Below are 22,432 nucleotides of genomic sequence, written 5' to 3' on the forward strand. Positions count from 1 at the left end.
ATGACTTAAAGAATAATTTCCATTTATAGATTTCGTTCCTTCAGGAAATACTAGAGTATTTGTCTTCTCTTTCTTTTCTAAGCCTTTATCACTAAAGGCAATTATATTTCCCTCAGAGGAATACATAAAATCATCTTCCGTCCACTCTACCTTATAATCTGTACTTGCATATACAGGACTTACAGCCAATATATTCACTAAACTTACAAGTAGCATCATCACAGCTAAAATTCCACTGGTTATTTTTTTCATAAATTTTCCTCACTTTCATTTGTATCTTTTCTTTTAAGTTCTTGTCTTTCTCTATTTTCTTCTTCCTTATTTTTTCTAACAATAAATAAAAATTCATCAAGAGATATTTTTCGACTTCGAAATTCCTTGATGACCTCTAAATTTTCTATTTCTTCTTGTTCCTCTACTAATAACTGAAGTTCTATTTCAATTTCTTCTTTTTTCTTTCTTAAATTCTTCTGTTTTTCTATGTTTCTGATTAATTTTTTATTCATAGATTTTTACTCCTTCCCCTTATTTTGGTCTACCAAAGGAATAAAAGTGATTTTTCCAATACCTTGAGTTTATACTGGCATATTGGATAGGATCTCCTGCATGGAGCATCATTCCATTTCCGGCATATATCCCTACGTGAGAAATTGGCGTACCCGAATTATATGTGCCTTTAAAGAAAATAATATCCCCAGGTTTTGCCTCGCTTGGAGATATTGGATTACAATAGTTTTTATAAATAAGCCAAGCTGTAGTTCTTGGCATTCTCTTTACACCAGACTTTGTAAATGACCAACATACAAAACCTGAACAGTCAAAGTTAGATGGTCCACTTGCTCCAAACACATATCTTTTGCCTATATGTTTTTCTGCTTCATTAAATAAGGCTTTGGCAGTAGCTGAATCAAAAGCAAGACCGGGATTTCCAAAGTTTGGATTGTCTATAATCTCTCCCAAGTTCCCATAGCTTGATCCAAAATATCCACTCATATTTCCCTGACTATCAAGTAATGCTAAATAATGAGCCATATTTGTTTCATAGTTTGCAAATTCTTCTCTTGCTATTTCATCAATACTTTTCTTTTTTATAGTTAATGTTAGAATTCTATAGGTATATGGATTTCCTTCACTGTCATATTTTGTAATAGACTTTGAAGTATATTTTTTCTCATACATTTGATTAAATAGTTTTTTTAATTCCTTTTGTATCTCTTCAGCTGACTTAATCTCTCCATATCTTGCTGTTAAATAGCTAAAAAGCTCGTGTAGATCATGACCAACAGAATCTCCTTTTATATGATATTCATCATAATTTGGATAATTTTCTTTAATACTATCTATTTCATCTTGTAATGCATATTCATAACTTGTAAATTCATTATTAATATCCATTAAAACTTCTTCTTTTGATAGATAGCTTGTAGCTATAACATTACTTGTTAATCCTGAAGTAAGACTGCCAACATTGCTAATTCCTTGAAATAGCATAAAAAAAAGTCCTAAAATACAAAGGGCCATTAAAATTTGCTTATATCCTTTGTTTTTTAAAACTTCCAATGTTTTCTTTCCAATATTAGCGAAAGATTTCTTTATTCTATTTACTAAACCTTCCCCGTGTTTCTTCCTAAAATCTCTCTGAAACTTCTTTTTCATAAAAAATCGATTCAATTTATTAGAGTTTTGATAAGCTTTAGTCTTCTTCAATTCTTCAAAATTTCTTTGAAAGAGGAGTTTACTTTCTTTCTTATAAATTTTTCCTTCTAAAGATTTTATTTTTCTTTGAGTTTTTAAAGGTTTTTTTCTTCTAAAATGGCTAATTTCTCTACCTACAACTTCGGTAGTTCTACTAAGCTTATAAGCAGCGTTAACACCTGCATTATCATCTTTCCCACTATATAGATAGTTTGCCGTCATAGCACTCGCAAAAGTAATAGGTTTTTCTAAACCCGCTTTTTTTGACTTTTTCTTATACTTAATTAACTCTTTTTCTTTTTTATTCTTTTTCTCATATAGTTTTGATATTTTATCTTCCTTTTTATAAAACTTATCTTTTTCACTTTTGTTATCTTTTTTAGAATGGAATTTAGTTTTATTTTTTGTATCTACCTTATTTTCTTCAGATACATTTTTAGAATCCTGTACTTCTTTTTTTGTCCTGGTGTATTCTTTCTTTGGATCAAAGTTGCTTTTCTTTATAGTATTATCAAAAGCGTCTTTTATTTGTCTTTTCTTTCCCTTGTTTTTATTAGAAATTCCACTATGATTTAAATCAAGTTCATCTACTTCAAGATTCTCATTTTTTATTACGTTTTTTTCCTGTTTGAAGATTTCTTTTTTCGTGCCTATTTTTTCTTGATTCTTTTTATTTATATTATATTTATCTTTATTTTTTTCAGATTCACTTTTAAATCCTTCAGATAGGCTATCCTGTCTAAATTTCCCACTAGAAACCCTACCTATTAGCATATTTTTTTCTTCTAAATTTCTAACTTTGCCTTTGAAATATTTGCTATTTTGTTTTTTATTAGTATTCAGATCTTGAATTATTTTTTTATCTTCTTCATTTGCCTTATATGATAAGTCTTTTCTTCTAAACTTCCCATTTAAAGATTTTAATTCTGCTTTTTCCCGTTTGTCCTTAAACTGACTTTGAGATTGATAAAGTTTTTTTAAGGTGTTTTTTTGAAAGCTTTCTTTCCCTTTCTCACCAAGAATAAAATAACCATCCCAATTTTTTCTTTGCACATTAGAAGATGGTAAATACTTATAGTCATCCCTTGTATCCCTATAGGATACATTGCTATCACTAAAGTTAATGTCATAGCGATCTATGACACCATCATTATCTGAGTCCTGTGATAATGGATCATATGTTGAACTTATCTCTCTATTAAAATTCTTATCTTCTTTTCTAAATCTCCTTATTTTTTCCTCTGGCACATCATTAAAACTTTCACTCTCAACGTTTTTCTTCCATTTTAAATTACTATTCCCATTGCAATTTTTTTGAGGAGAAATGCTACTTTTTATATTAGAGTTAGTTGAAATTACTCCATCATTAAAATCTTCTTTAAAATTACTTAGCCTATATTCTCTTTCTTGCCCGTGATATTCACCATATCTACTTTCCTCATTTTCTTCCATTTTTCTATGCTGCCGTTGCGAATATTCCGGCTGATATTCATTATGATAGGAGGCTTCTGCAAATTTTTCCTCATGGATTTTTCTTTGTCTTCTTTCTCTATTTGGCTTTTCTTTTTCTTTGAATAAATCCTGACTATTTTCTTGCAAATGATCTGAGTAATATTTAGAGTTTTCAACATTATTGTCTATGTTGTTCCTGCTTTTTACTTTATTAATTTCTTTTTTTGAAAAATCTGATGTTCTCTCTGTACTACTGAATTTTTCATTGCTTTCTTCTTTCTTTTCTGATATAAGTTTGGTCTTTGGTACATCTCTTGGGTTTACTTTCCCTTTCTTTTTCATATATACCTCCTATTTCATATTTTTCTCTATCCTTTCTTTCGCTATTTGACAGTAGTCTTTGTTTATGTCAATTCCAATATATTCTCTGTCCATCCTAATAGCTACCATTCCAACAGTTCCTGAACCCATAAAAGGATCAAGAATTAAGCCTTTTTTAGGACATCCTGCTTTTATACAAAGTTCTACCAGTTTTGGTGGAAATACCGCATAGTGTTTTCCTTTAAACGCACTGGTGTTAATAGTCCAAATATCTCTATTGTTTCTAAACTTAGGGACATTATCTCCTATATATTCTCCATACTCTCTTGCTTTATTTATGCTCTGTCTTTTAGCTCCTGTGCCTTCTTGTAAATACTTGTTATTATTTCCCCTTGCCCTCATATATCTTTTTTTGCTTATTTCTTTTATTGGTTCTTTCATAGCGTCAAAGTTATAGAAATACTTTCTTGCTTTTGATAGTAGGAAGATATGTTCATAAGACCTTGATGGTCTATCCCTACAAGACTCAGGCATGGCATTTTCCTTATGCCAAATAATATCGCTTCTTAAATACCAACCATCCTCTCTTAATTTTAAAGCTAGTTGCCAAGGTATCCCCATTAAGTCTTTTGCCTTGTAGCCACTGAGTTTTTCTGTAATAGACTCTTTTTGACCACTTCTTCCTTCTATGTTTTTAGGATCTTTATATTCTTTTTTGCTTCTTGTACCTGCATAAGAATCTCCAATAACTACCCAAAGTGTTCCTTCTTTTTTTAATACTCTTTTTACTTCTCTAAAGACTTTAATTAATTTATTTAAATATTCCTCCGGACTTTCTTCTCTTCCAATTTGTCCTTCTGCTTTATAATCTCTAAGTCCATAATATGGAGGAGATGTAATACAGCAATCAAATATTTTATCTGGAAATTCCTTTAGAGCAGAAATTGCATCTAAATTAATAATATAGTTAGTTTTTAACTTCTCTCTGTCTATCAATTTCTATCCCTTCCTTTAATTCTTCTGGTTTAGTTGTCATTAACTTATACAATTTTGTATCTTTAGGAAATCTATCTACAAAAGGTACTATTGTGTTTCCATAGAATAGTAATCCCTCTCCCTCATTGGAATTTGTTACGTAGGATAACTGATAAAGAGATATATTTAACTTGTTAGCTAAAATTTCCCTATCACCACTAGCTTGATTAAGCATTAAGATAAAATCTGTATTATCAAATATATTTTCTATTTCGGGACTGGCTAAAAGGTCCTTTACATTTTGTGTTAATCCTGTTGGAATCCCGCCCCATTTTCTAAATCTCTTCCAAATTTCTATGGAATATGAGGCTGTTTGTTCTTCTCTTAAAAGCAAATGGAATTCGTCACAGTAATATCTGGTTTCCTTCTTATTTCTATTAATAGTTACTCTATTCCACACTTGATCTTGAACAATTAACATACCTATTTTTCTAAGTTGCTTTCCTAATTCCTTAATGTCATAACAAAGAATTCTATTTCCTGTATCTACATTAGTCCTATGGTTAAATACATTGAGGCTGCCTTTGACATAAATTTCCATTTCTACCGCTAATTTTTTCCCTACATTTTCTTCTTGTTTTAAAAGTAAATTATATAAATCTTCTAAAATTGGCATATTTTCAGAAATTGGATTGTCGAAGTAATCCTTATATAATATTGGAAGACATCTATCAATTACTGAAGTTTCTTCTGCACTTAACCCTTCCTTTCCTACTACAAGTTCAAACAGTGAAAGAATAAAGTCAGACTTTAAAGATAAGGGATTGTCTTCATCGGCATAGTCTACATTTATATCCAACGGGTTTATATAATCCTTACTTGTTGGCGATATTTTTATAACTTCTCCACCTAGTGCCTTAGTTAAATTTCCATACTCCCCTTCCGGATCACAGATAATGATGTCATCTTGTGTGATTAAAAAAGCATTGGTAATTTCTCTTTTAGCTGAAAAAGATTTACCACTACCCGGTGTTCCAAGTATTAAACCGTTTGGATTCTTTAAAAGCTTTCTATCTGTCATAATGATATTACGACTTAAAGCATTTAATCCGTAATATAAGCTCTCTCCTTCTAAGCACAACTCTTCTGTTGTAAAAGGAATAAAGACTGCTGTAGAGCTGGTTGTAAGTCCTCTTTTTATTTCTATTTCATTTTTTCCAAGTGGCAGGGAAGAAATTAGTCCTTGTTCCTGTCTATAGTTAAGATTTTTCAATACACAATTATGCCTACCTGCTATTGAATTTAGTTGAAAGATTATATTACTCAATTTCTTTCTACTTTTTTCCATATTTGTAAACAAAATAGTTATGACAAACATTCTCTCATTATGATTTTGAAGTTCTACTAATAGTTTCTTAGCATCATTACCGTAGGTAATTAAATCGCTTGGAAGAATATCAATGTCATATCCTGATCTTATAGCCTTCTTATTTTCTTCAATTTTCATTTTATCCAAGTCTGTTATTTTTCTTTTAATCATCTTTATAGCTTCTGTTTGATCAATGGAATTTATATGAAATGTTACAATCATATTTTCTTCAACTCCTAAAAATTCTGATAATAATCTATCTGATAATTCAGGTGCTAGAATTTGTAGAAAGTTTACTTCTCCAAAGTATTCTCCAATTTTAAATTGATTGTTAGATGAAAAGTTAAATGATGCTGGTACTATATAATCCTTAGTAGATAGTCCACTATATTTTAGGTCTTCAAATGAAAAAACAAAATTCTTATTTGGATTTAAGATATCGTGAATAACCTTTAACCTTTCATATCCACTTAATACATAAGCTTTTACTCCCATCTGCTTAAAGTTATTTAATATATCCATTTCCATTCTTTCAAGTCTTGTAGTTGCCTCTTTTAAATCTTGTGCTTGTAAGCTAAAGGTGATATACATATATTTAGTAAGTCCATTATTTCCTTTTTGACTCTGATTTTTTAGCATTTCCCTGTACTCTTTTCGTATTTCATTATATGAATCGTTTCTATCCGGAACATTGATGTTTTTTTCTACTTCTTCATTTTTTCCTATGCGATTAATATATGAAAGTTCTATATCAACACTTGGATCAAAATAGTTTAAAAAACTTGAAAATTCATTAAATATACTTTCCTTATCTTCTTCTGTTGAAAGCTGGTAGTTAATATCTAAAAAACGTATCATTTTATTAAATTTGTTCTTCTCAACTTGGCAAATCCCATTTCTCAACATTCTTAAATAAGGGATTGTTTCCTGAACACTCTTTTTCTTCTTCCCACCAAAAAAGGAAAGCTTCTTTTTGGGCTTTCCTTTTTCTTTAGAAATATTTGCTTTTTTCATCTTTTTTTGACTTATACTAATGCTTTTTAAATCTTCTTTTTGTTTTTTTAAATTTCTTTTTTCTTGATTTAATTTTTTCTGTTGTTTTTTCTGTATTTGATTCATTTACTCCTTTCCTTTCTTTGTTTCTTTATATCATAAATACATTCTGTCTTGTATATCCTTATACTTGTCTGTCTTTTCTTATCTATAATATACTTTAAATATTTTTCAAAATAGATCCCGTCCTTTTCATAAAGAGTTGCAAATATTATAGGAAAAGACACACCTATCATGATTAACATAGATAGGTCATTAGGCAGCACTTTTTTTACCATTAAATATACTGGAAAGCCTATTAGACCTGCAATTGTAAAGCCAATTAATTGTCTTTTTGTTAGATTTAGAGCTACCTTTGTTTTTACTTTTGTTAAGTCCTTTGGGACATTTACATAAGCCATTATTCTAAACCCTCTAAGTAAAAGCCATATATATCTTCTCTGTTCAGATCTTCTAATGATTTTCCCATATTCACTGCTATTTCTAATACTTTTTCATTCGTTTCTTCTCTATTATCTAAAACTTCCGATGTTTTTCTTATAATCATTCTATTTTGTATTTCTCTTGTAATATATCCCCCTATTAAAAGTATTGGGAGTCCTATTGTTCCAAGTGTTTTTAAATTAATTTTTTTGTCCTTTTTTCTTCTAATTTTCATCATCTTCTCCTTTTTTATTAATGAGCATTTAAAATTGATTTTGCAATACTTCCTGATTTCATCATAGTTATCCCAAGTATTAATGTGTATCCTAGTAATTCAAAAATACTTTTGTGTATGTCTGATATATTTAAAGTCTTAACAAGTACGGCATAAATTCCTACGCATATAAGTAGGAATAAACCTTGCAAGCCAAGTGCGAAGAGCCCTCTTATATAGTTTGTTCCAATACTTCCCCATTCTTTATTGCCCATTGTGGCAAAAGGTATGGCGCAAACTGAAGTATAAATATATATTTCTATCATCCTGCCGTATAGAATAACTGTAATTAGTATTGATATCCCTTGAATTATCATCTTTACAATTGATGTCTCTAGTACTATAGTCATTAATTTTCCTATTGACTCTCCTTTTAGGCTATCTACCATATTAGCTATATCACCTGGAGAAACTTTTGCACTAGCATTTGCCACACCTGCTGCCTTTCCTATTAAATTCTGTGCCACATCAAATACTGCCATAGAAAAGTCAAAAGCATGAGATACAAGCCATACTGCTATCCACATTTTTATCATATATTTAAAAAAATCAAAGGTATCTGTGTCATGCATATTATTTTTGTTCATTACCATTTGAATTAATTCAATACATAGTACAGCCGTTATGATAAGACCTGCTATGGGAAGTATAACATTTTCTGAAATAGACTTTATGAAGTGGAAAACCTCCGAGTTCCATCCACTCGGAGTCTTTCCTACCTCATTTGCTATCGTTGATACTTTATCATTTATATCAAGGAGCATTCCGCTTAAATTTTCCTTGATCATATCAATAAGTATCTCCGAAAAAAACTCTTTGATCTTATCTACTATATTAAACATTTTATTTTAACACGTTTGCTAATAGCGGTATTAGTTTTAAACCTATGAGTACAATTCCCCCTCCAGCCATAAGCTGCTTAATACCTTGAGATTTAGCACCAGGGTTGTCATTCCCATAACCTTCCATCAGGTTGATAACACCCCATGCTCCAAGCCCTGCACCAATTGCTGTAACTAATATTTTTAATACATTTACTGCTTGTGTAAAAAATTCCATTTATATTTCCTCCTCTTTTTCTTCTTTTTTAATTTTATTTATGTGCTTTACGATAAAATTTTTAAATGTCTTGTCTTCTTTTTTTGTTTCCTTAAAATATCCAAAAATATGGATGTATTCTCCACTTTTAAATTCCTTCACACTTTTTGCCTTTTCCCCGTAGAGATTACAGTAGATATATTCTTTTTTAACCTTTCCTTCTTCTTTGTTCTTTCTAACTATTGTGAAGTTAGCTACCTCTTTTTCTCCTTCCTTTGTATCTATTTCAGTTGTTTTTATTTCTCCTACTAGATTTCCATTAATATTTAGCATTTCTCTCTCCATTTGTTCTATCTCCTTTATTCCATAAAAAAAGCGATAGTTTTTTCTATCGCTTCTACTTCTTATTGATTAATATTCATTTTTCTCTGTATCTTATTTTTTCGGCTCATCTCGTATATATTTCATTCTTCCTCCTTTGGGCATAAAAAAACACCGAAATGTTTTTTTCGGTGTAGATTTCTCTATTTAATTTTATGGTTTTAGTAATTCTTTCCAGTTTTCTATAAAGCCAACATGTCTTAATTCAATATTTTCATATCTTGCTATTAGTGCTGTTAGATCATGATAAAATTTTTTGTAATTTTCTTCTTCAGAAACTATTTTAAGATTAACTAATGTAGCAAATATTGTATTGTTTGAAATATTATTTTTTAAATATTCTTTATATAGCTTTGGTGATTTTGTAAGCTTTGCTCCATATAGCCTGCCATAATGGGCACATATATTTCTTATATAGGCAAAATTTTCTATCCAAGATTCAAAGTAATGGTAGTCTGTATGAAAGACTTTTGCAATTTTACTTTTATCTTCATTTTTCATATTCTTATACATTTTAGATAAAGTTCCAAAACTTGCTACTTCTATCACTGCATAGAGTGGAATTTCTCCACCTTCATAATTGTCTTTAAAGTTTTTTATAAATGGTGAGCGTCTATTTCTTTTAACTTCCCTTGCTAATTCTTCTAGTACCCTTTCTTGTTCCTTTTGTTTCTCAAAATTATTCATATCTTTATATGAAAAGTTCCCATATCTTAAAGAAAAATAGTTTGTGATAACTGCTCTTAAAGAAACTTCAATATGCTCTATTGTTTCAAATATAAGCTGTCTAAGTTCTCTATCAAATTTATATAAACTTACAATATCTTCAAAACTTATTCCTGATATATATCTTCCATCTTTTTTTAATGTGATACTATAAGCTTTAATCAGCCTGTAATAGGATATTCTTCCAAGAATTTTCTTAGCATAAGTTTTATCTTCTACTAAAAGTCCTAAGTCTATTAAGTTTTTTACTTGATTTTCTATACTAATCGGTTCTTGATGAATTTTTTTCATTTTTTCTCCTAAAATCAAATGACCCGACTTGGTCCGCATTGTTAAGAGGCGTGTCGGGTACTGTTGACATTATTATATGCTATAAAATATTTTTTGTCAAGTAATTTCTTTTAATCTTTCCTAAATATCTATCTTACTTCTAATTTTAAATTTATTCATCTAATATTTCAACTACCATACTCTCTTTTAACTTAACCTCATCTTTTCTCTGCAGGTATTTCTCTATGTCAAATATATTTCTCTTATCATAATCTTCAAGGAACTTATAATTCTTATGTTTGGTTATGTCAAATTTATCTGAAAGAAATGGTCTAACTCCTCTTAATTGGTAGATACATTTCCCACCATCCATTACAGTTATTTCATCTTGACTCATTAATTCTTTTCCAGTTTTTTGATAGTTTAAACCAAAACTCTTTTGATTTGATCTTGTTTCTGATGTGTTATATAGGTCTATGGTTTCTTTGCCTAGGCTTTCAGATAATTCTTTTAATGTTGTTCTTTCTTTGCCTCCTAAAAATAACGTCGAATCACAATTGCCAACTATGGTATCTGCATTATCTTTATAGATACTTTTTAGTTGTGATTGTGCTTGTAATATTATACAAGCTGATATTTCTCTACTTCTAATAGTTGCTATCAGCTTTTCAAATTTAGGAATTAAGCCGATATTTGCGAATTCATCAAGTAGGCATCTCACATGAACAGGAAGTCTTCCGCCATATTCATCATCTGCTTTATCACATAATAGATTAAATAATTGTGAGTACATTATTGATACTACAAAGTTAAATGTATCATCTGTATCCGATATTATTACGAATAAAGCTGTTTTCTTTTCTCCAAGTGTATCAAGCTCCAGTTCATCTTCTTTCATTAAGTCCCTAAGTTCCTGAATATCAAATGGAGCAAGCCTTGCTCCACAGGATATAAGGATTGATTTGGCAGTTTTTCCTGCTGCTAGTTTGTATTTCTTATATTGTTTTACTGCAAAATGATTTGGCTTTTCTTTTTCTAATGCTTCAAACATATAGTCTACTGCATTTTTAAAATTTTCATCTTCTTCTCTTACCTCACTTGCATCTATCATAGCAAGTAAAGTTGTAAAGTTCTGTTCTTCTTTAGGAGCTTCATACCAGATATATCCTATAAGTGCTGTGTAATAGAGTTTTTCAGCTTTCACCCAAAAATCCTCAGTTGATTTTTCTCCTTCTCCCTTAGTATTTGCAATTATTGTTTGTACTAATTTCAAAATATCTTTTTCACTTTTCAAGTATGCAAAGGGATTATATCTCATGGATTTTTTAAAGTTTATTGTGTTTAGTATTTTTATCTCATATCCATTTCTTTCCAACATTTTCCCACATTCCAAGACTAATGTTCCTTTTGGATCGGTTACTACATATGAAGAGTGCATTTGCATGAGATTTGGCTTTACAAAAAACCTTGTTTTACCACTACCAGAACCTCCAATTACCAATACATTTTTATTTCTCGCATATTTTGGATTTTTAGGTCTATTGTTCATGGTAAGTCTTTCAGTTTGAGTTAATAGCACATTGTTTTCAAACTTCTTGTCAATGTATGGCTCAATATCTTTTTCATTTCCCCATCTTGCCGATCCATATTCTCTGCCCTCTCTAAACTTTTTTGCTTTTTTCTTTTTCTGTATAAGGATTAACTTAATAACTACTGATAGAATTAGACCGGGTATCAGATTTTTTATTTTTAATGATGGAATATATTTTAAAGTATCTATTTGACTAAAAGCTACTAGAATTCTATCTATTATATCTCCTCCTACATAAGAGTTGACATGGCTTGCAAAGATATTTCCTATATAAAAAAATAAGAGGTAAGGAAGATTTTCTAATACAAATTTCTTCTTATCTCTTATCTTAAAAACATTTTTTATATCTTTTATTATTTCATTTAGTATTTTCGAATTAATCACTTCCTCTCCATAAAAAAGAGTAGATTTCTCTACCCATTAGTATCTTATTTATCTTTTTTATATATTATTACTGGAACTTGTTTTATTTTTTTACCTATCTTTTTTCTTTCCAAGACAAAAATCATATTCTCATTTCTTTTAAAATATCCTAAATCTCTATGATAGCTTATACCACACTTGCAATGTAATAGACCTATAAACTGTTGCTTCATCTTTGAGTTACATATGGGACATATTCTTTTATTTGTCATTTTAAACCACCATTATACTTATATTTTACTTTCAAAGGTATTTTTTAGTTTTTTCCCTAATGCTTCTGTTCTCATTTTTTATCTATAGATAAGAGAAATTCTTCTACTGGATGATTCCATCTTCTTTTTCATAGTATTCAACAATAAAGCTATTCATGCCTTCTCATCATATATATTATATATCTAAGTGCTTTTATTATAAACTTTGTTCCTGATGCTTATGTTTAACCTTATCTCTGTCAATAGTATCTTTGACTTTATCCTTGAAGTTATTAAGCCTTTCTATTACAGATTTTCTTTTTCTTGACTTATCTTTAGTAAATTTCTGGACTGTCTTTTTAAAAGCTTGTTCCATCACTTTTATATCTTTTGCTTGAAAAAAGATAATGTTGTTTCCATTTTCTAAATCTTTCTTTATGGAAAATTTCACCCCATATCTTTTTAATTCTTTTTTCAATGCTTTTAAGTCTATGTCATTTAATTCTAAGGTTTCTACTTTACCTTTTTTTACAAGATCTTTTACTTTTACTTTTTTAAATTTTTCTAAGGGTCTTGACTGTTCTGTCTGCGCTTTATGTTTATTTATTTCTAATATTTTCTTCATCAAATTTATAACTTGCTTGGCTGTAACTATCCCCGCTTTTTTTACTATGGCTATTGTTCTGCTATTTATATCATCATTTTGCATTCACTCACCTACTTTCATTCTTTTTTTAATATTTCATAGGCTAATTTTGATTTCTCCTTCATTTTTTCTATTCTTCTATTTTCTCCTGTAAATATAATGGGACTGCATATTTCAAGTATCCTTGAGTAAATTCTTTTATCTTTTATAGTTTCAGGATTAGTTAAAGCTGATATATTTAAGTTTGTTGTTATAATTAGAGGTTTCCCACTTCTATATCTACTATCTATTATGTTAAAGATATGCTCAGCTGCAAAATCTGTATCTCTTTCCATTCCAAAATCATCAATAATTAATAGTTTCTTATGATTTAGGTTATCTATATACTTACTCTTATCAATCTCAAAGTTAGTCATATCATTTAAAATTACTGAAAAATTTGTCATTTTGACTGATATTTCTTTTTCTAGTAAAGCATTTGCTATAGCACTTGCAAGATATGTTTTTCCACATCCCACATTCCCTATGAGAATTAATCCTATATTATTTTCATATATTTCATCAAATTTTTCCACATAATTTTTTGCTACTTTTTCATGCTCACTATCTTTGTCCATATTTTTAAAATTCCAATTTAATAAGATAGGATCAGAAAAACACTCTTTTTTTAAGTGTTCAATTTTTAAAAGCCTTTTATTTTCTTTTCTTTTTTCTTCCTCTAATTTTTGTCTTTCTTTTTTACATTGACATAAAATACCAACTTTTTTTATTTCTCCAAAGAAGTCTATTTCTTTTTCAATTGGTGTTTTACATTTTGCACAATATTTTAATCCTGTTTCTTGATCTATATAACTCCTATTTTCTTCATCTTTTGATGGACTATTTGTTTCTGCATTTTTTATTTTCTGTTCTAGGATTTCTTTTATTAATTCCATATGCTCCTCTCCTATCAAGTATTTAAAATTTCTCTCCATATATCCTCATCGTTACTATAGTCATAGTTTTCTCTTTTCTGATCTTCTCTCTTTATGACTTCTATGTTTCTAATATTTTCATCTGCATTGTATAAGAGAGTCAGTAGATAAGCATTAATGTTTCTAATATCCTTTGGAGCATTTTCTCTTAGGTATTTCAAAACATAGTCTATGTGTTTATAGTTAAGACTTAGAAATTTTTCTTTAAAATTTTCATTGGATATATGCCTCCCTCCTATTTTAATGTTTGTAAAGCTAGTTAAGGCTTTTACAAGTACATTTATCATTACATCTACTTGCTTCTTTTCTTCTATTCTTACTTTTTCAAAGATTTCATAAGATATATTCTTTTTTATAGTTTCTTTTAATTCTTCCTCCTCCAAAGTTTTTTTTGATTTTTCTCCTAGCTTTTCTAAGGGGGATATGGGGGTGGTATTATTAAAATCAGTATTATTAGTTTCAGTATTATTAATATTAGTATTATTAGAGTCCTCTTTTGAAACTTCTTGAGGTTTGTTTTCTAAACTTCCTGAAGTTTGTTTTTTAAACTTCTTGAGGTTTGCTTTTGAAACTTCTGTAGTTTTATTATTTTCTGTGTAAATAAAGTTCTTTACATAAAGTAAATTTGGCTTTCCAAGTCCTAACCTCTTTTTTTCTAATAATCCTATTTCTTCAATTTCTTTCATTACTTTGACCGACTTATTTCTCCCCCAGTTTAATACTTCCATAATTTCTTCTATGGTATAGATGATGTATACCTTGTTTTCTTCATCTAACCATTTATTCTTAATTGACAAGCTCATTCTATCGAGTAGAATTCCATAAAGAATTTTTGCTTCTACGGATAGTTTTTTAAAATTTAAGTCAGTAAACAAAGTTTTGGGAATCCTAAAAAATGAATATTGTTCTGCTTCATTGCCATAATAGTATTCAAATTTAACTATTTCTTTCATCATAACCCCCTTTCTTTTCATATAAAAAGAGATAGCTTTGATTTTGCTATCTCTTTTTCATCGTTTTAATCTATTTATTTTTATATTTAAATTACTTTTATTCTTTCATTCACCCCTTCTATCACTTCTATAATAAAATATCCTAGCACTGGCAAACCATAAGGACTAAAAAGATATGCTAGTATAATTGCCTCTATAGCGAGTGCTTTTTCTCCATGATAAACAGATCCCAAAAATCCCATAATAGCAATAAATGAAATCAGTTTGAAAAATATTGTGCTAAGTCCTAATACAAACGTTAAAAATAGAGTGATGATACTTAACGCTATACTAATAGGAAACAATATGATTTTGAAAAAAACTCTAAATATTATCATATTCTCTTCAATCCTTATTACTTATGTTTTCTTTTCTTTTTTGTTAATTTAATAAAAAAGATGACAGATTTAATCCTAAATCACCTTGTTTAAAAGTTTTGTGGAAGCCTTTAAACTTTGATTTTAATGGATTTATTGTATCTGTCATCATTATATCACTGTCCCCAGAGCCATTTTCTCCTTGAATAGTCAAAAAATCGCCTTTATTCAAATCAAAACTAACTTTATTTAAAACTTCATCCTTGCCATAAGAAAAGACTACATCTTTAACTTCTATATCTTTCATTTATTTTAAACTACTTTCCATTATTTCAAAATTTTCTCTTATCAATTCTTGATAAGTTTTTTCATTTTTTAAATCATCATCACTTGCATATTCTATAGTATTTATAGCTTTTGCGTCAAGAGATAATTCATCTGCCAAAGTCTTTACATTTTTATCAGACTCGCCTTTTTCATAAAAAATTGCAGTAATTTTTTCTTTTTTTACATAATCAATCGCATTTTTCATAGTTTTTGCATCAGTTTCACTTGTTGAAGTTATTGATGTAAGCGGAACTTGAATTAAACCATAATCACGAGCAAGATAAGAAAATGCCTCGTGGTCTACTAAGAATTTTTTATTTTCTTTATTTTCTAATTTTTTTTCATATTCTTTATCAATTTCTTCAAGCTCTTTTTTTATTTTTTCAAAATTTTTCTCATAATAATCTTTATTTTCTGGATCAATTTCTGAAAGTTTTTCTGCTATATTTTTTGCTTGAATTATCCCATTTTTTGGAGATAACCAAACGTGAGGATCGTATGTTCCATGATGATGGTGGTGTTCTTCTTCATCTTCATGTTCGTGCTCATCTTTTTCGATATCTTCATCTTCTTTATTATCTTCGTGATTATCTACATCCTCTTTTTCATCTTCATCTAAAGATTCGTGATAATGGGGAGCGTCACAACAAGATTTAGGTCTATCTTCACGTTTTTTATCATGTTCTTTTTCATCTTCATGCGTATTTTCTATCAAATTAATTCCTTTAGAAGTATCAACAATTTCAACTTTTGAAGATTCTGATATTTTTTCTTGCCAAGATTCAAGCCCTGCTCCATTTAAAAATAATACTTTTGCTTTTGACAAATCTGCCATATCTTTTGCAGATGGTTCAAAATCATGAACTTCTGTATTTAAATTTGTAAAAGATTTTACATTAAATTTATCTCCTGCAATTTGTTTTGTTAAATTATAAATTGGATAAAAAGAAGCATAAATTGTTTCTTTATCTTTATTTTCACTTTGACTTGTTTGATTTGAATTATTTGAATTTATATTTGATTTTTCATTATTTTTTGCACATCCTGTAACAAAAATTCCGAAAACCAAAATTATTGCTAAAATTTTCTTTTTCATTTTTCCTCCTTTTATTGCAAATCATTTGCAAAGAATATTATATAGCTGTTTCATTTTTTGTCAATATGGTAATATATTTATAGAGGTGAGATTGTGAAAGCAGAAGATTTACTAAAGCAAAATAAGATTCGTGTTACTGAAAAAAGAAAAATAATTTTAGAAAAGATAATTGAAAATGATGATCCAATTTCTGCAGAAGAAATTTTAGAAAAATTAAAAGAAGAAAATATCAATATGGATCTTTCAACAATTTATAGAAATTTAAATACATTGGAAGAGATAAATCTCCTTTTAAAAAATACAAATACAGATGGCATTTCTTATTTTCAATTAAATTCTAATAATCACAAACATTTTATAAGGTGTATTTCTTGTAATAAAAAATTTATAATAGAAAATTGCCCAATCCATGAAATTGAAGAAGAGATAGAAAAAGATACTGGCTTTGTAATCAAAGGACACAGTTTTGAATTTACAGGAATTTGCCCACAGTGTCAAAAAAATTAAATAAATAAAAAAGTTGATAAAGAAAATTCTTTACCAACTTTTTTTATTTTAAACTCTTTTATTAAATTTTTCTTTATTAAATGCATTTACAGAATTTGCAACTATAATTGTTCCAGATGCATCTCCTGTTGTGTTTATTGCTGTTCTTGCCATATCCAAAATTCTATCTATTCCCATTATCATAGCAATTCCTTCTACTGGAAGTCCAACTGATGACAAGACCATTGATAAAGTAACAAGTCCTACTGATGGAATTCCTGCTGTACCGACTGATGCAATCGTCGCTGTTAATATTACAGTTAAATAATCATTCAACGTTAAATCAATTCCATAAGCATTTGCAATAAATACTACAGCTACTCCTTGCATTATTGCAGTTCCATCCATATTTATTGTCGCTCCCAAAGGAATTGTAAATGAAGAAATTTTTTTATCAACTCCAATATCTTCTAGAGTTTGAATATTTAATGGAACTGTTGCATTTGATGATGCGGTTGAAAATGCAAAAGTCATAACTGGAAAATATTTTTTTAGAAAAGCAAATGGATTTACTCTTACAAAAATCGTCAAAAGCAGCATATAAACTATCAGAAGTTGGAAAGCAAGTCCCAAAATTACAGAAATCATATATGAAAGCATAGACAAAATTACATCGTAACCAAGATTTGAAAATGTTCTTGCTATTAAGAAAAATACTCCTATTGGTGCAAGTTTCATTACAGCCATTGTCATACTCATCATCAAATCATTCATTTCTGTAATTATATTTCCTAAAGTTTCTAACCTATCTTCCATAGATGCAATTAAGAGTCCAACTATAACTGCAAAAATAATTATTTGTAGCATATCGCCTTTTGCCAAAGCTTCAATAGGATTTGTTGGAATCATATTTAAAAGCGTATCTTTCATTGAAGCTTTTTCTCCAGCATCCATATTAAATTCATTTGAACCCAATTTCATATCCATTCCTTTTCCAGGATTTATAATTGACGCCAAAGAAAGAGCAATAATTATTGCAAGGGATGTTGTTAAAAGATAAAATAATACAATTCTTATTCCAACTTTTCCAAGAGTTTTCGTATCTCCCATATTTCTGCAGCCATCAGCGATTGAAAAAAATACCAATGGCACAACTAGCATTTGCATAGCTCTTATAAACATTTGACCTAATAAATAAAAAATTCCATCAATTATAATGTCATCTTTAATATGACCTTTTGGAACAAAATAATGCATTACAATTCCAAGAATCATTCCACAAATTAGGGCAATAAAAATTTTAGAAGTTAAGCCTAATTTTTTATTAGATTTAGCTTTCATAACCATACTCCCTTCTCAGGTAATCTTTTAAGGCATCTTCCCATGTTGAAAAAGTATTTTTGTCCAAAAGATTTAAAAAATAATTATCTATTCCCCTAAAGGCTGGTTCGAAATCGATTCTATCAGAATCTCTAACTTCTTCTACCTTTGCATCAATTTTTGTTACATCAATAATTTTTTGAGCAAAAGCTCTAAAGGAACAAGTCCCCTCACATGAAGCATGATAAATTCCATAAGCATTAGTTCCCATTATTGAAATCAAAAATTTTGAAAGCTCATAGGCTGATGTTGGCGAACCATATCTTGATTTTGGCACTTTAACAATACCATTTTTTGCTTGTTCAATAATTGATTCAACCAAATTATTTTCTTTTGAATAAAGTCTTGAAACCCTAACTATAAAATATCTATCAGCAAAATTTTTTACAAATTCTTCCCCCAAAAATTTACTTTTTCCATAAACTGTATTTGGATTTGCCTTATCAATTTCTTTGTATGGATGAATTGTTTGTCCATCAAAAACATCTGCTGTAGATAACTGAACAAGTTTTGCTCTAACCCTATTTGACGCAATGGCAATATTTTTTGCTCCCAAAGCATTTAACAAATATGCTTTGTCAGGATCATTTTCGCATTTTAATCTATTGGTAATGCCCGAACAATTGATAATTATTTTTGGTCTATTTCTATCTACAAACAAATTTACTTCTTCTTGTTTTGTAATATCAACTTCATCTTTGTCAGTTGCAATTATTTCAGCTTCCAAAGGATCTAAATATCTTACAAGAGTCGAGCCAAGTCTTCCATGAGCTCCTGTAATCCAAATTGTATTAATTCTCATAAATTTTCCTTTCTATATTTTTTTAAAAAAACAATTATATGTTTTATTATAACATATTGCAAATTATTTTTCATTTTTGTTTGTTCTTTATCTTGTACATAAATTAATAAATAAATTAAGCAAATAAAAAAAGCTAGTTAAACTAGCTTTGACTGTTGACAAAGTATACAAATCCTCATGCTAAGAATATCATACGGAAAAAATTGATTTGATTTCAAATTTAAAAATTCGTCAAAAATCGCATTGTTTGAGCGTTAGCGAGTTTGTGATTTTAGAATTTTGAAATTTAGAAATCAACAATTTTTGGAGTCAGATATTCGTGCTTGAGGGTTTGTCTACGCTCTTAGCTAGTTAAACTAGCTAATTTAATCCAATATCTTTTCTATAATATTTATTTTCGTATTTTATTTTTTCGCAATCATCGTAGGCAATTTTTCTTGCAAGTTCTAAAGTTTTTGCTTTTGCGTTTATTGTAAGAACTCGTCCACCATTTGATAAAATTTTTCCATTTTCTAATTTTGTTCCATTGTGAAAAATAATTGAATTTTTTACATCTTCAAGTCCACTTATTTCTTTATTTTTTTCATATTTTAATGGATAACCATCTGAAACAAGAATTAATGATAGGGAATAATCATCTGACCATTTTATATCTTCTTTTTTTAGGCTCTTGTCAAGAGTTTTTTCTATAATTTCTACAAGGTCTGATTCAAGTCTTGGCATTAGGGTTTCTGTTTCTGGATCTCCAAATCTTACGTTAAATTCTAATATTTTTGGTTTATCTTTATCAATCATAAATCCAATAAACAAAATTCCATTGTAAGAAAGTTTTGAATCATCAAGTCCTTTTTCAATTTGCTTTAAAATTATTTCTATATTTTCCCCTGTTTTGTGTGAAAATTTACTTGGAGAATATGTTCCAACTCCTCCAGTATTTGGACCCTTGTTTCCATCATAAATTTGCTTGTGATCTTTGCAAGTTTCTAATGGAAATAATTTATTGTTTGACACCAAACACAAAAGTGAAGCTTCTTCGCCTTTCAAAAATTCTTCGATTACAACAGTTTTTCCCTCATCACCAAATATTTTTTTATTAAAAATATCATCAAGACTTTCTATAGCTTTTTTTTCATCTTCGCAAATTATAACGCCTTTTCCAAGACAAAGTCCATCAGCTTTTATAACTAAAGGATAGGAAAAATCTTTTAGGGAATTTTTGGCAAGATCAAAATTTTCAAAAGATTTATATTTTGCTGTTGGTATCTTATATTTTTCTAGGAAATTTTTGGTAAATTTTTTTGATTTTTCAAATTTTGCACATTCTTTGTTTGGTCCAAAAATTTTAAGATTATTTTTTTCAAATTCATCTACAATTCCCATACACAAAGGATCTTCTGGCCCTACAATTGTAAGATCAATTTTTTCTTTTTTAGAAAAATCAACCAAGGACTTTATATCTGTTGGTTCGATATTTATATTTTTGCAAAAAGAATTAGTTCCCGCATTTCCTTTTGCCATAAATATTTGGTCTACTTTTTTTGATTGTGAAATTTTCCAAGCAAGTGCGTGTTCTCTTCCACCATTTCCAATTATTAAAACTTTCATCAAAAACTCCTATTTTTTTACGAAAACCTTATTATTTTTTATGTAAAATAAATCATCACAAAAATCTTTCACTGATTTTATCAAAATTTCGTGTTCTTTTTCCAAAACATTTTTTGCTATATCATCGATTGTATCTTCTTGGTCAATTTTTACAATTTCTTGATAAATTATTGGCCCATCATCTGCATCTTTTGTAACAAAATGAGTGGTTGCTCCAGTAAATTTCACTCCTTTTTCATAGACTTTTTCATGAACCTTTCTTCCATAAAATCCCATCCCACAAAATGATGGTATAAGGGATGGATGGATATTAATAATTCTTGACTCAAACTTGTCAATTATTTTTTGAGGTAAAATTTTAAGGTAGCCTGCAAGAACAACAAGATCGATTTTTTCTTTTATTAAAGTATCAAGCAAAATATCATTATCTTTGCAAACCAATGTTTTAATTGAGGCATTTTTTGCTCTTGTAAGCCCGTAAGCATTTTCTTTATTTGAAATTACTATAGATATTTTCCCATTAATAATTTTATTTTGACACGAATCAATTATAGCTTGAAGATTTGTTCCTGATCCTGAGATCAAAACTGCAATTTTTTTAGAATTTGAGGTCGATTTTTTCATCATTTTCTATAACCTCTCCAAGGTCTAAAAGCTCATCTTCATCAATTATTTCTTTAACTTTTTCAATATCTTTTTTATCAACTGCAAAAACAAGTCCTACGCCCATGTTGAAGGTTTCGTACATATCTTTTTTGTCAAGCTCTCCCCATTTTTCTAATAGTGAAAATATTTTTGGAAGAGGAATATTTCTCACATCAATTTTTGCACAAAGTCCATCTGGAATCATTCTTGGAATATTTTCATAAAATCCACCACCAGTAATATGGCTTAGGCCATTTATTTCAATTTTTTCAAGAAGGGCTAAAATTTCTTTCACATAAATTTTGGTTGGTTTTAATAATTCTTCTCCAAGACTTGTATCAAGTCCTTCAATTTTTTCATCCAAAGATAATTTTTCTTTTTCTAAAACAATTTTTCTTACAAGAGAATATCCATTTGAATGAATTCCTGAAGATTTTAAACCAAAAATATGATCGCCTTTTTTAATTTTTTCTCCAGTAATTATTTTTTCTTTATCAACTATTCCAACACAAAAACCTGCAAGGTCATAGTCATTTTCCTTATAAAGACCTGGCATTTCTGCAGTTTCTCCGCCAATCAAAGAAGAATTAGCTTGAAGGCAGCCGTCAGCTACTCCTTTTACAATTTTTTCCATTTTTTCTGGAACAAGTTTGCCACATGCTATATAATCTAGAAAAAATAATGGCTTTGCTCCTTGGCAAAGAATATCATTTACGCACATTGCCACGCAATCAATTCCAATTGTATCGTGCTTGTCCATCATTTGTGCAAGCATAACTTTAGTTCCAACTCCATCTGTCCCTGAAACCAAAACCGGATTTTTTATATTTAAATTTTCCAAACTAAATAGACCAGAAAATCCTCCAAGTTTGCTCAAAACATTTTCTGATTGAGTTTTTTCTACTAAATTTTTTATAAGTTCGACTTCTTTTTGACCGTTAGCTACATCAACTCCAGCGTCTTTATAATTTATTGGCATT

At 28.9% G+C, this 22,432-nt stretch carries 24 protein-coding genes and 1 pseudogene; 1 reads left to right on the forward strand and 24 read right to left on the reverse strand.

Going from position 1 to position 22,432, the window contains the following annotated elements:
* The 19 genes and pseudogenes from HMPREF3045_RS02375 to HMPREF3045_RS02465 form a co-directional block, all read right to left on the reverse strand.
* Nucleotides 1–252, reverse strand: a pseudogene (locus HMPREF3045_RS02375) (copper amine oxidase); the annotation flags it as partial.
* Nucleotides 249–506, reverse strand: a complete 258-nt coding sequence (locus tag HMPREF3045_RS02380; protein ID WP_001035536.1) for a hypothetical protein — start codon at nt 504–506, stop codon at nt 249–251. The pseudogene HMPREF3045_RS02375 and the gene HMPREF3045_RS02380, both read right to left, overlap by 4 nt.
* A gap of 19 nt (nt 507–525) precedes the next feature.
* A complete protein-coding gene (locus HMPREF3045_RS02385; RefSeq protein WP_070736942.1) occupies nt 526–3,489 on the reverse strand; it encodes a C40 family peptidase in 2,964 nt (987 codons plus the stop codon).
* 9 nt (nt 3,490–3,498) lie between these two features.
* Nucleotides 3,499–4,464: a DNA-methyltransferase gene (locus HMPREF3045_RS02390; protein WP_070736943.1), complete on the reverse strand. Its 966-nt coding sequence runs from the start codon at nt 4,462–4,464 to the stop codon at nt 3,499–3,501.
* Nucleotides 4,436–6,931: a VirB4-like conjugal transfer ATPase, CD1110 family gene (locus HMPREF3045_RS02395; protein ID WP_022620875.1), complete on the reverse strand. Its 2,496-nt coding sequence runs from the start codon at nt 6,929–6,931 to the stop codon at nt 4,436–4,438. Before HMPREF3045_RS02395 ends, HMPREF3045_RS02390 begins: the two co-directional genes overlap by 29 nt.
* Nucleotides 6,928–7,266, reverse strand: coding sequence for a PrgI family protein (locus HMPREF3045_RS02400; RefSeq protein WP_002838958.1), 339 nt, complete (start codon nt 7,264–7,266; stop codon nt 6,928–6,930). The genes HMPREF3045_RS02395 and HMPREF3045_RS02400 overlap by 4 nt, the downstream gene beginning before the upstream one ends.
* On the reverse strand, nt 7,266–7,523 hold the full coding sequence (locus HMPREF3045_RS02405; protein ID WP_019107263.1) for a hypothetical protein: 258 nt from the start codon (nt 7,521–7,523) through the stop codon (nt 7,266–7,268). Before HMPREF3045_RS02405 ends, HMPREF3045_RS02400 begins: the two co-directional genes overlap by 1 nt.
* Nucleotides 7,524–7,540: 17 nt before the next feature.
* Complete coding sequence (locus HMPREF3045_RS02410) at nt 7,541–8,404, reverse strand: VirB6/TrbL-like conjugal transfer protein, CD1112 family (protein WP_004838430.1); 864 nt, start codon at nt 8,402–8,404, stop codon at nt 7,541–7,543.
* A gap of 1 nt (nt 8,405) precedes the next feature.
* Nucleotides 8,406–8,621 carry a Maff2 family mobile element protein gene (locus HMPREF3045_RS02415; RefSeq protein ID WP_002838961.1) on the reverse strand — a complete coding sequence of 72 codons (216 nt, stop codon included), beginning with the start codon at nt 8,619–8,621 and terminating at the stop codon, nt 8,406–8,408.
* On the reverse strand, nt 8,622–8,945 hold the full coding sequence (locus tag HMPREF3045_RS02420; RefSeq protein WP_058259929.1) for a single-stranded DNA-binding protein: 324 nt from the start codon (nt 8,943–8,945) through the stop codon (nt 8,622–8,624).
* 189 nt (nt 8,946–9,134) lie between these two features.
* Nucleotides 9,135–9,998, reverse strand: coding sequence for an Abi family protein (locus tag HMPREF3045_RS02425; RefSeq protein WP_070736944.1), 864 nt, complete (start codon nt 9,996–9,998; stop codon nt 9,135–9,137).
* Nucleotides 9,999–10,149: 151 nt separating this feature from the next.
* Nucleotides 10,150–11,952, reverse strand: coding sequence for a VirD4-like conjugal transfer protein, CD1115 family (locus tag HMPREF3045_RS02430; protein WP_070736945.1), 1,803 nt, complete (start codon nt 11,950–11,952; stop codon nt 10,150–10,152).
* Between the two features lie 44 nt (nt 11,953–11,996).
* Nucleotides 11,997–12,203 carry a hypothetical protein gene (locus HMPREF3045_RS02435; RefSeq protein WP_022620867.1) on the reverse strand — a complete coding sequence of 69 codons (207 nt, stop codon included), beginning with the start codon at nt 12,201–12,203 and terminating at the stop codon, nt 11,997–11,999.
* Between the two features lie 196 nt (nt 12,204–12,399).
* Entirely contained in the window at nt 12,400–12,891 is a 492-nt protein-coding gene (locus HMPREF3045_RS02440; RefSeq protein ID WP_002838927.1) for a PcfB family protein, read from the reverse strand.
* A gap of 14 nt (nt 12,892–12,905) precedes the next feature.
* Nucleotides 12,906–13,763, reverse strand: coding sequence for an ATP-binding protein (locus HMPREF3045_RS02445; RefSeq protein ID WP_002838954.1), 858 nt, complete (start codon nt 13,761–13,763; stop codon nt 12,906–12,908).
* A 14-nt stretch (nt 13,764–13,777) separates the two neighbouring features.
* Nucleotides 13,778–14,755 (reverse strand): replication initiator protein A, encoded by a 978-nt coding sequence (locus tag HMPREF3045_RS02450; protein ID WP_019107278.1) that lies wholly within the window; start codon nt 14,753–14,755, stop codon nt 13,778–13,780.
* A gap of 86 nt (nt 14,756–14,841) precedes the next feature.
* The gene (locus HMPREF3045_RS02455) at nt 14,842–15,132 is read right to left on the reverse strand and encodes a CD1845 family protein (protein WP_049555307.1); all 291 of its coding nucleotides are present in this window, start codon (nt 15,130–15,132) and stop codon (nt 14,842–14,844) included.
* Between the two features lie 43 nt (nt 15,133–15,175).
* Complete coding sequence (locus HMPREF3045_RS02460; protein ID WP_070736946.1) at nt 15,176–15,418, reverse strand: P-loop NTPase family protein; 243 nt, start codon at nt 15,416–15,418, stop codon at nt 15,176–15,178.
* Nucleotides 15,419–16,534: a metal ABC transporter substrate-binding protein gene (locus tag HMPREF3045_RS02465; protein WP_070736947.1), complete on the reverse strand. Its 1,116-nt coding sequence runs from the start codon at nt 16,532–16,534 to the stop codon at nt 15,419–15,421.
* Between the two features lie 93 nt (nt 16,535–16,627).
* Between HMPREF3045_RS02465 and HMPREF3045_RS02470 the strand changes: the two genes are divergently transcribed.
* Nucleotides 16,628–17,041: a Fur family transcriptional regulator gene (locus HMPREF3045_RS02470; protein WP_070736948.1), complete on the forward strand. Its 414-nt coding sequence runs from the start codon at nt 16,628–16,630 to the stop codon at nt 17,039–17,041.
* A gap of 48 nt (nt 17,042–17,089) precedes the next feature.
* On the opposite strand, the gene HMPREF3045_RS02475 is transcribed toward HMPREF3045_RS02470, so the two are convergent.
* The 5 genes from HMPREF3045_RS02475 to purM all read right to left on the reverse strand — a co-directional run bounded on the left by HMPREF3045_RS02475 (nt 17,090) and on the right by purM (nt 22,431).
* The gene (locus HMPREF3045_RS02475) at nt 17,090–18,361 is read right to left on the reverse strand and encodes a dicarboxylate/amino acid:cation symporter (protein WP_070737010.1); all 1,272 of its coding nucleotides are present in this window, start codon (nt 18,359–18,361) and stop codon (nt 17,090–17,092) included.
* Nucleotides 18,351–19,202, reverse strand: a complete 852-nt coding sequence (locus HMPREF3045_RS02480; protein WP_070736949.1) for an SDR family oxidoreductase — start codon at nt 19,200–19,202, stop codon at nt 18,351–18,353. The genes HMPREF3045_RS02475 and HMPREF3045_RS02480 overlap by 11 nt, the downstream gene beginning before the upstream one ends.
* A 360-nt stretch (nt 19,203–19,562) precedes the next feature.
* Nucleotides 19,563–20,807, reverse strand: a complete 1,245-nt coding sequence (purD, locus tag HMPREF3045_RS02485) for a phosphoribosylamine--glycine ligase (protein ID WP_070736950.1) — start codon at nt 20,805–20,807, stop codon at nt 19,563–19,565.
* A gap of 9 nt (nt 20,808–20,816) precedes the next feature.
* Entirely contained in the window at nt 20,817–21,434 is a 618-nt protein-coding gene (gene purN, locus HMPREF3045_RS02490) for a phosphoribosylglycinamide formyltransferase (RefSeq protein ID WP_070736951.1), read from the reverse strand.
* Nucleotides 21,406–22,431, reverse strand: a complete 1,026-nt coding sequence (gene purM / locus HMPREF3045_RS02495; RefSeq protein ID WP_070736952.1) for a phosphoribosylformylglycinamidine cyclo-ligase — start codon at nt 22,429–22,431, stop codon at nt 21,406–21,408. Before purM ends, purN begins: the two co-directional genes overlap by 29 nt.
* Between the last annotated feature and the right edge of the window lies 1 nt (nt 22,432).

The organism is Anaerococcus sp. HMSC075B03 (assembly GCF_001815585.1).
GTDB classification, from domain to species: domain Bacteria; phylum Bacillota; class Clostridia; order Tissierellales; family Peptoniphilaceae; genus Anaerococcus; species Anaerococcus vaginalis.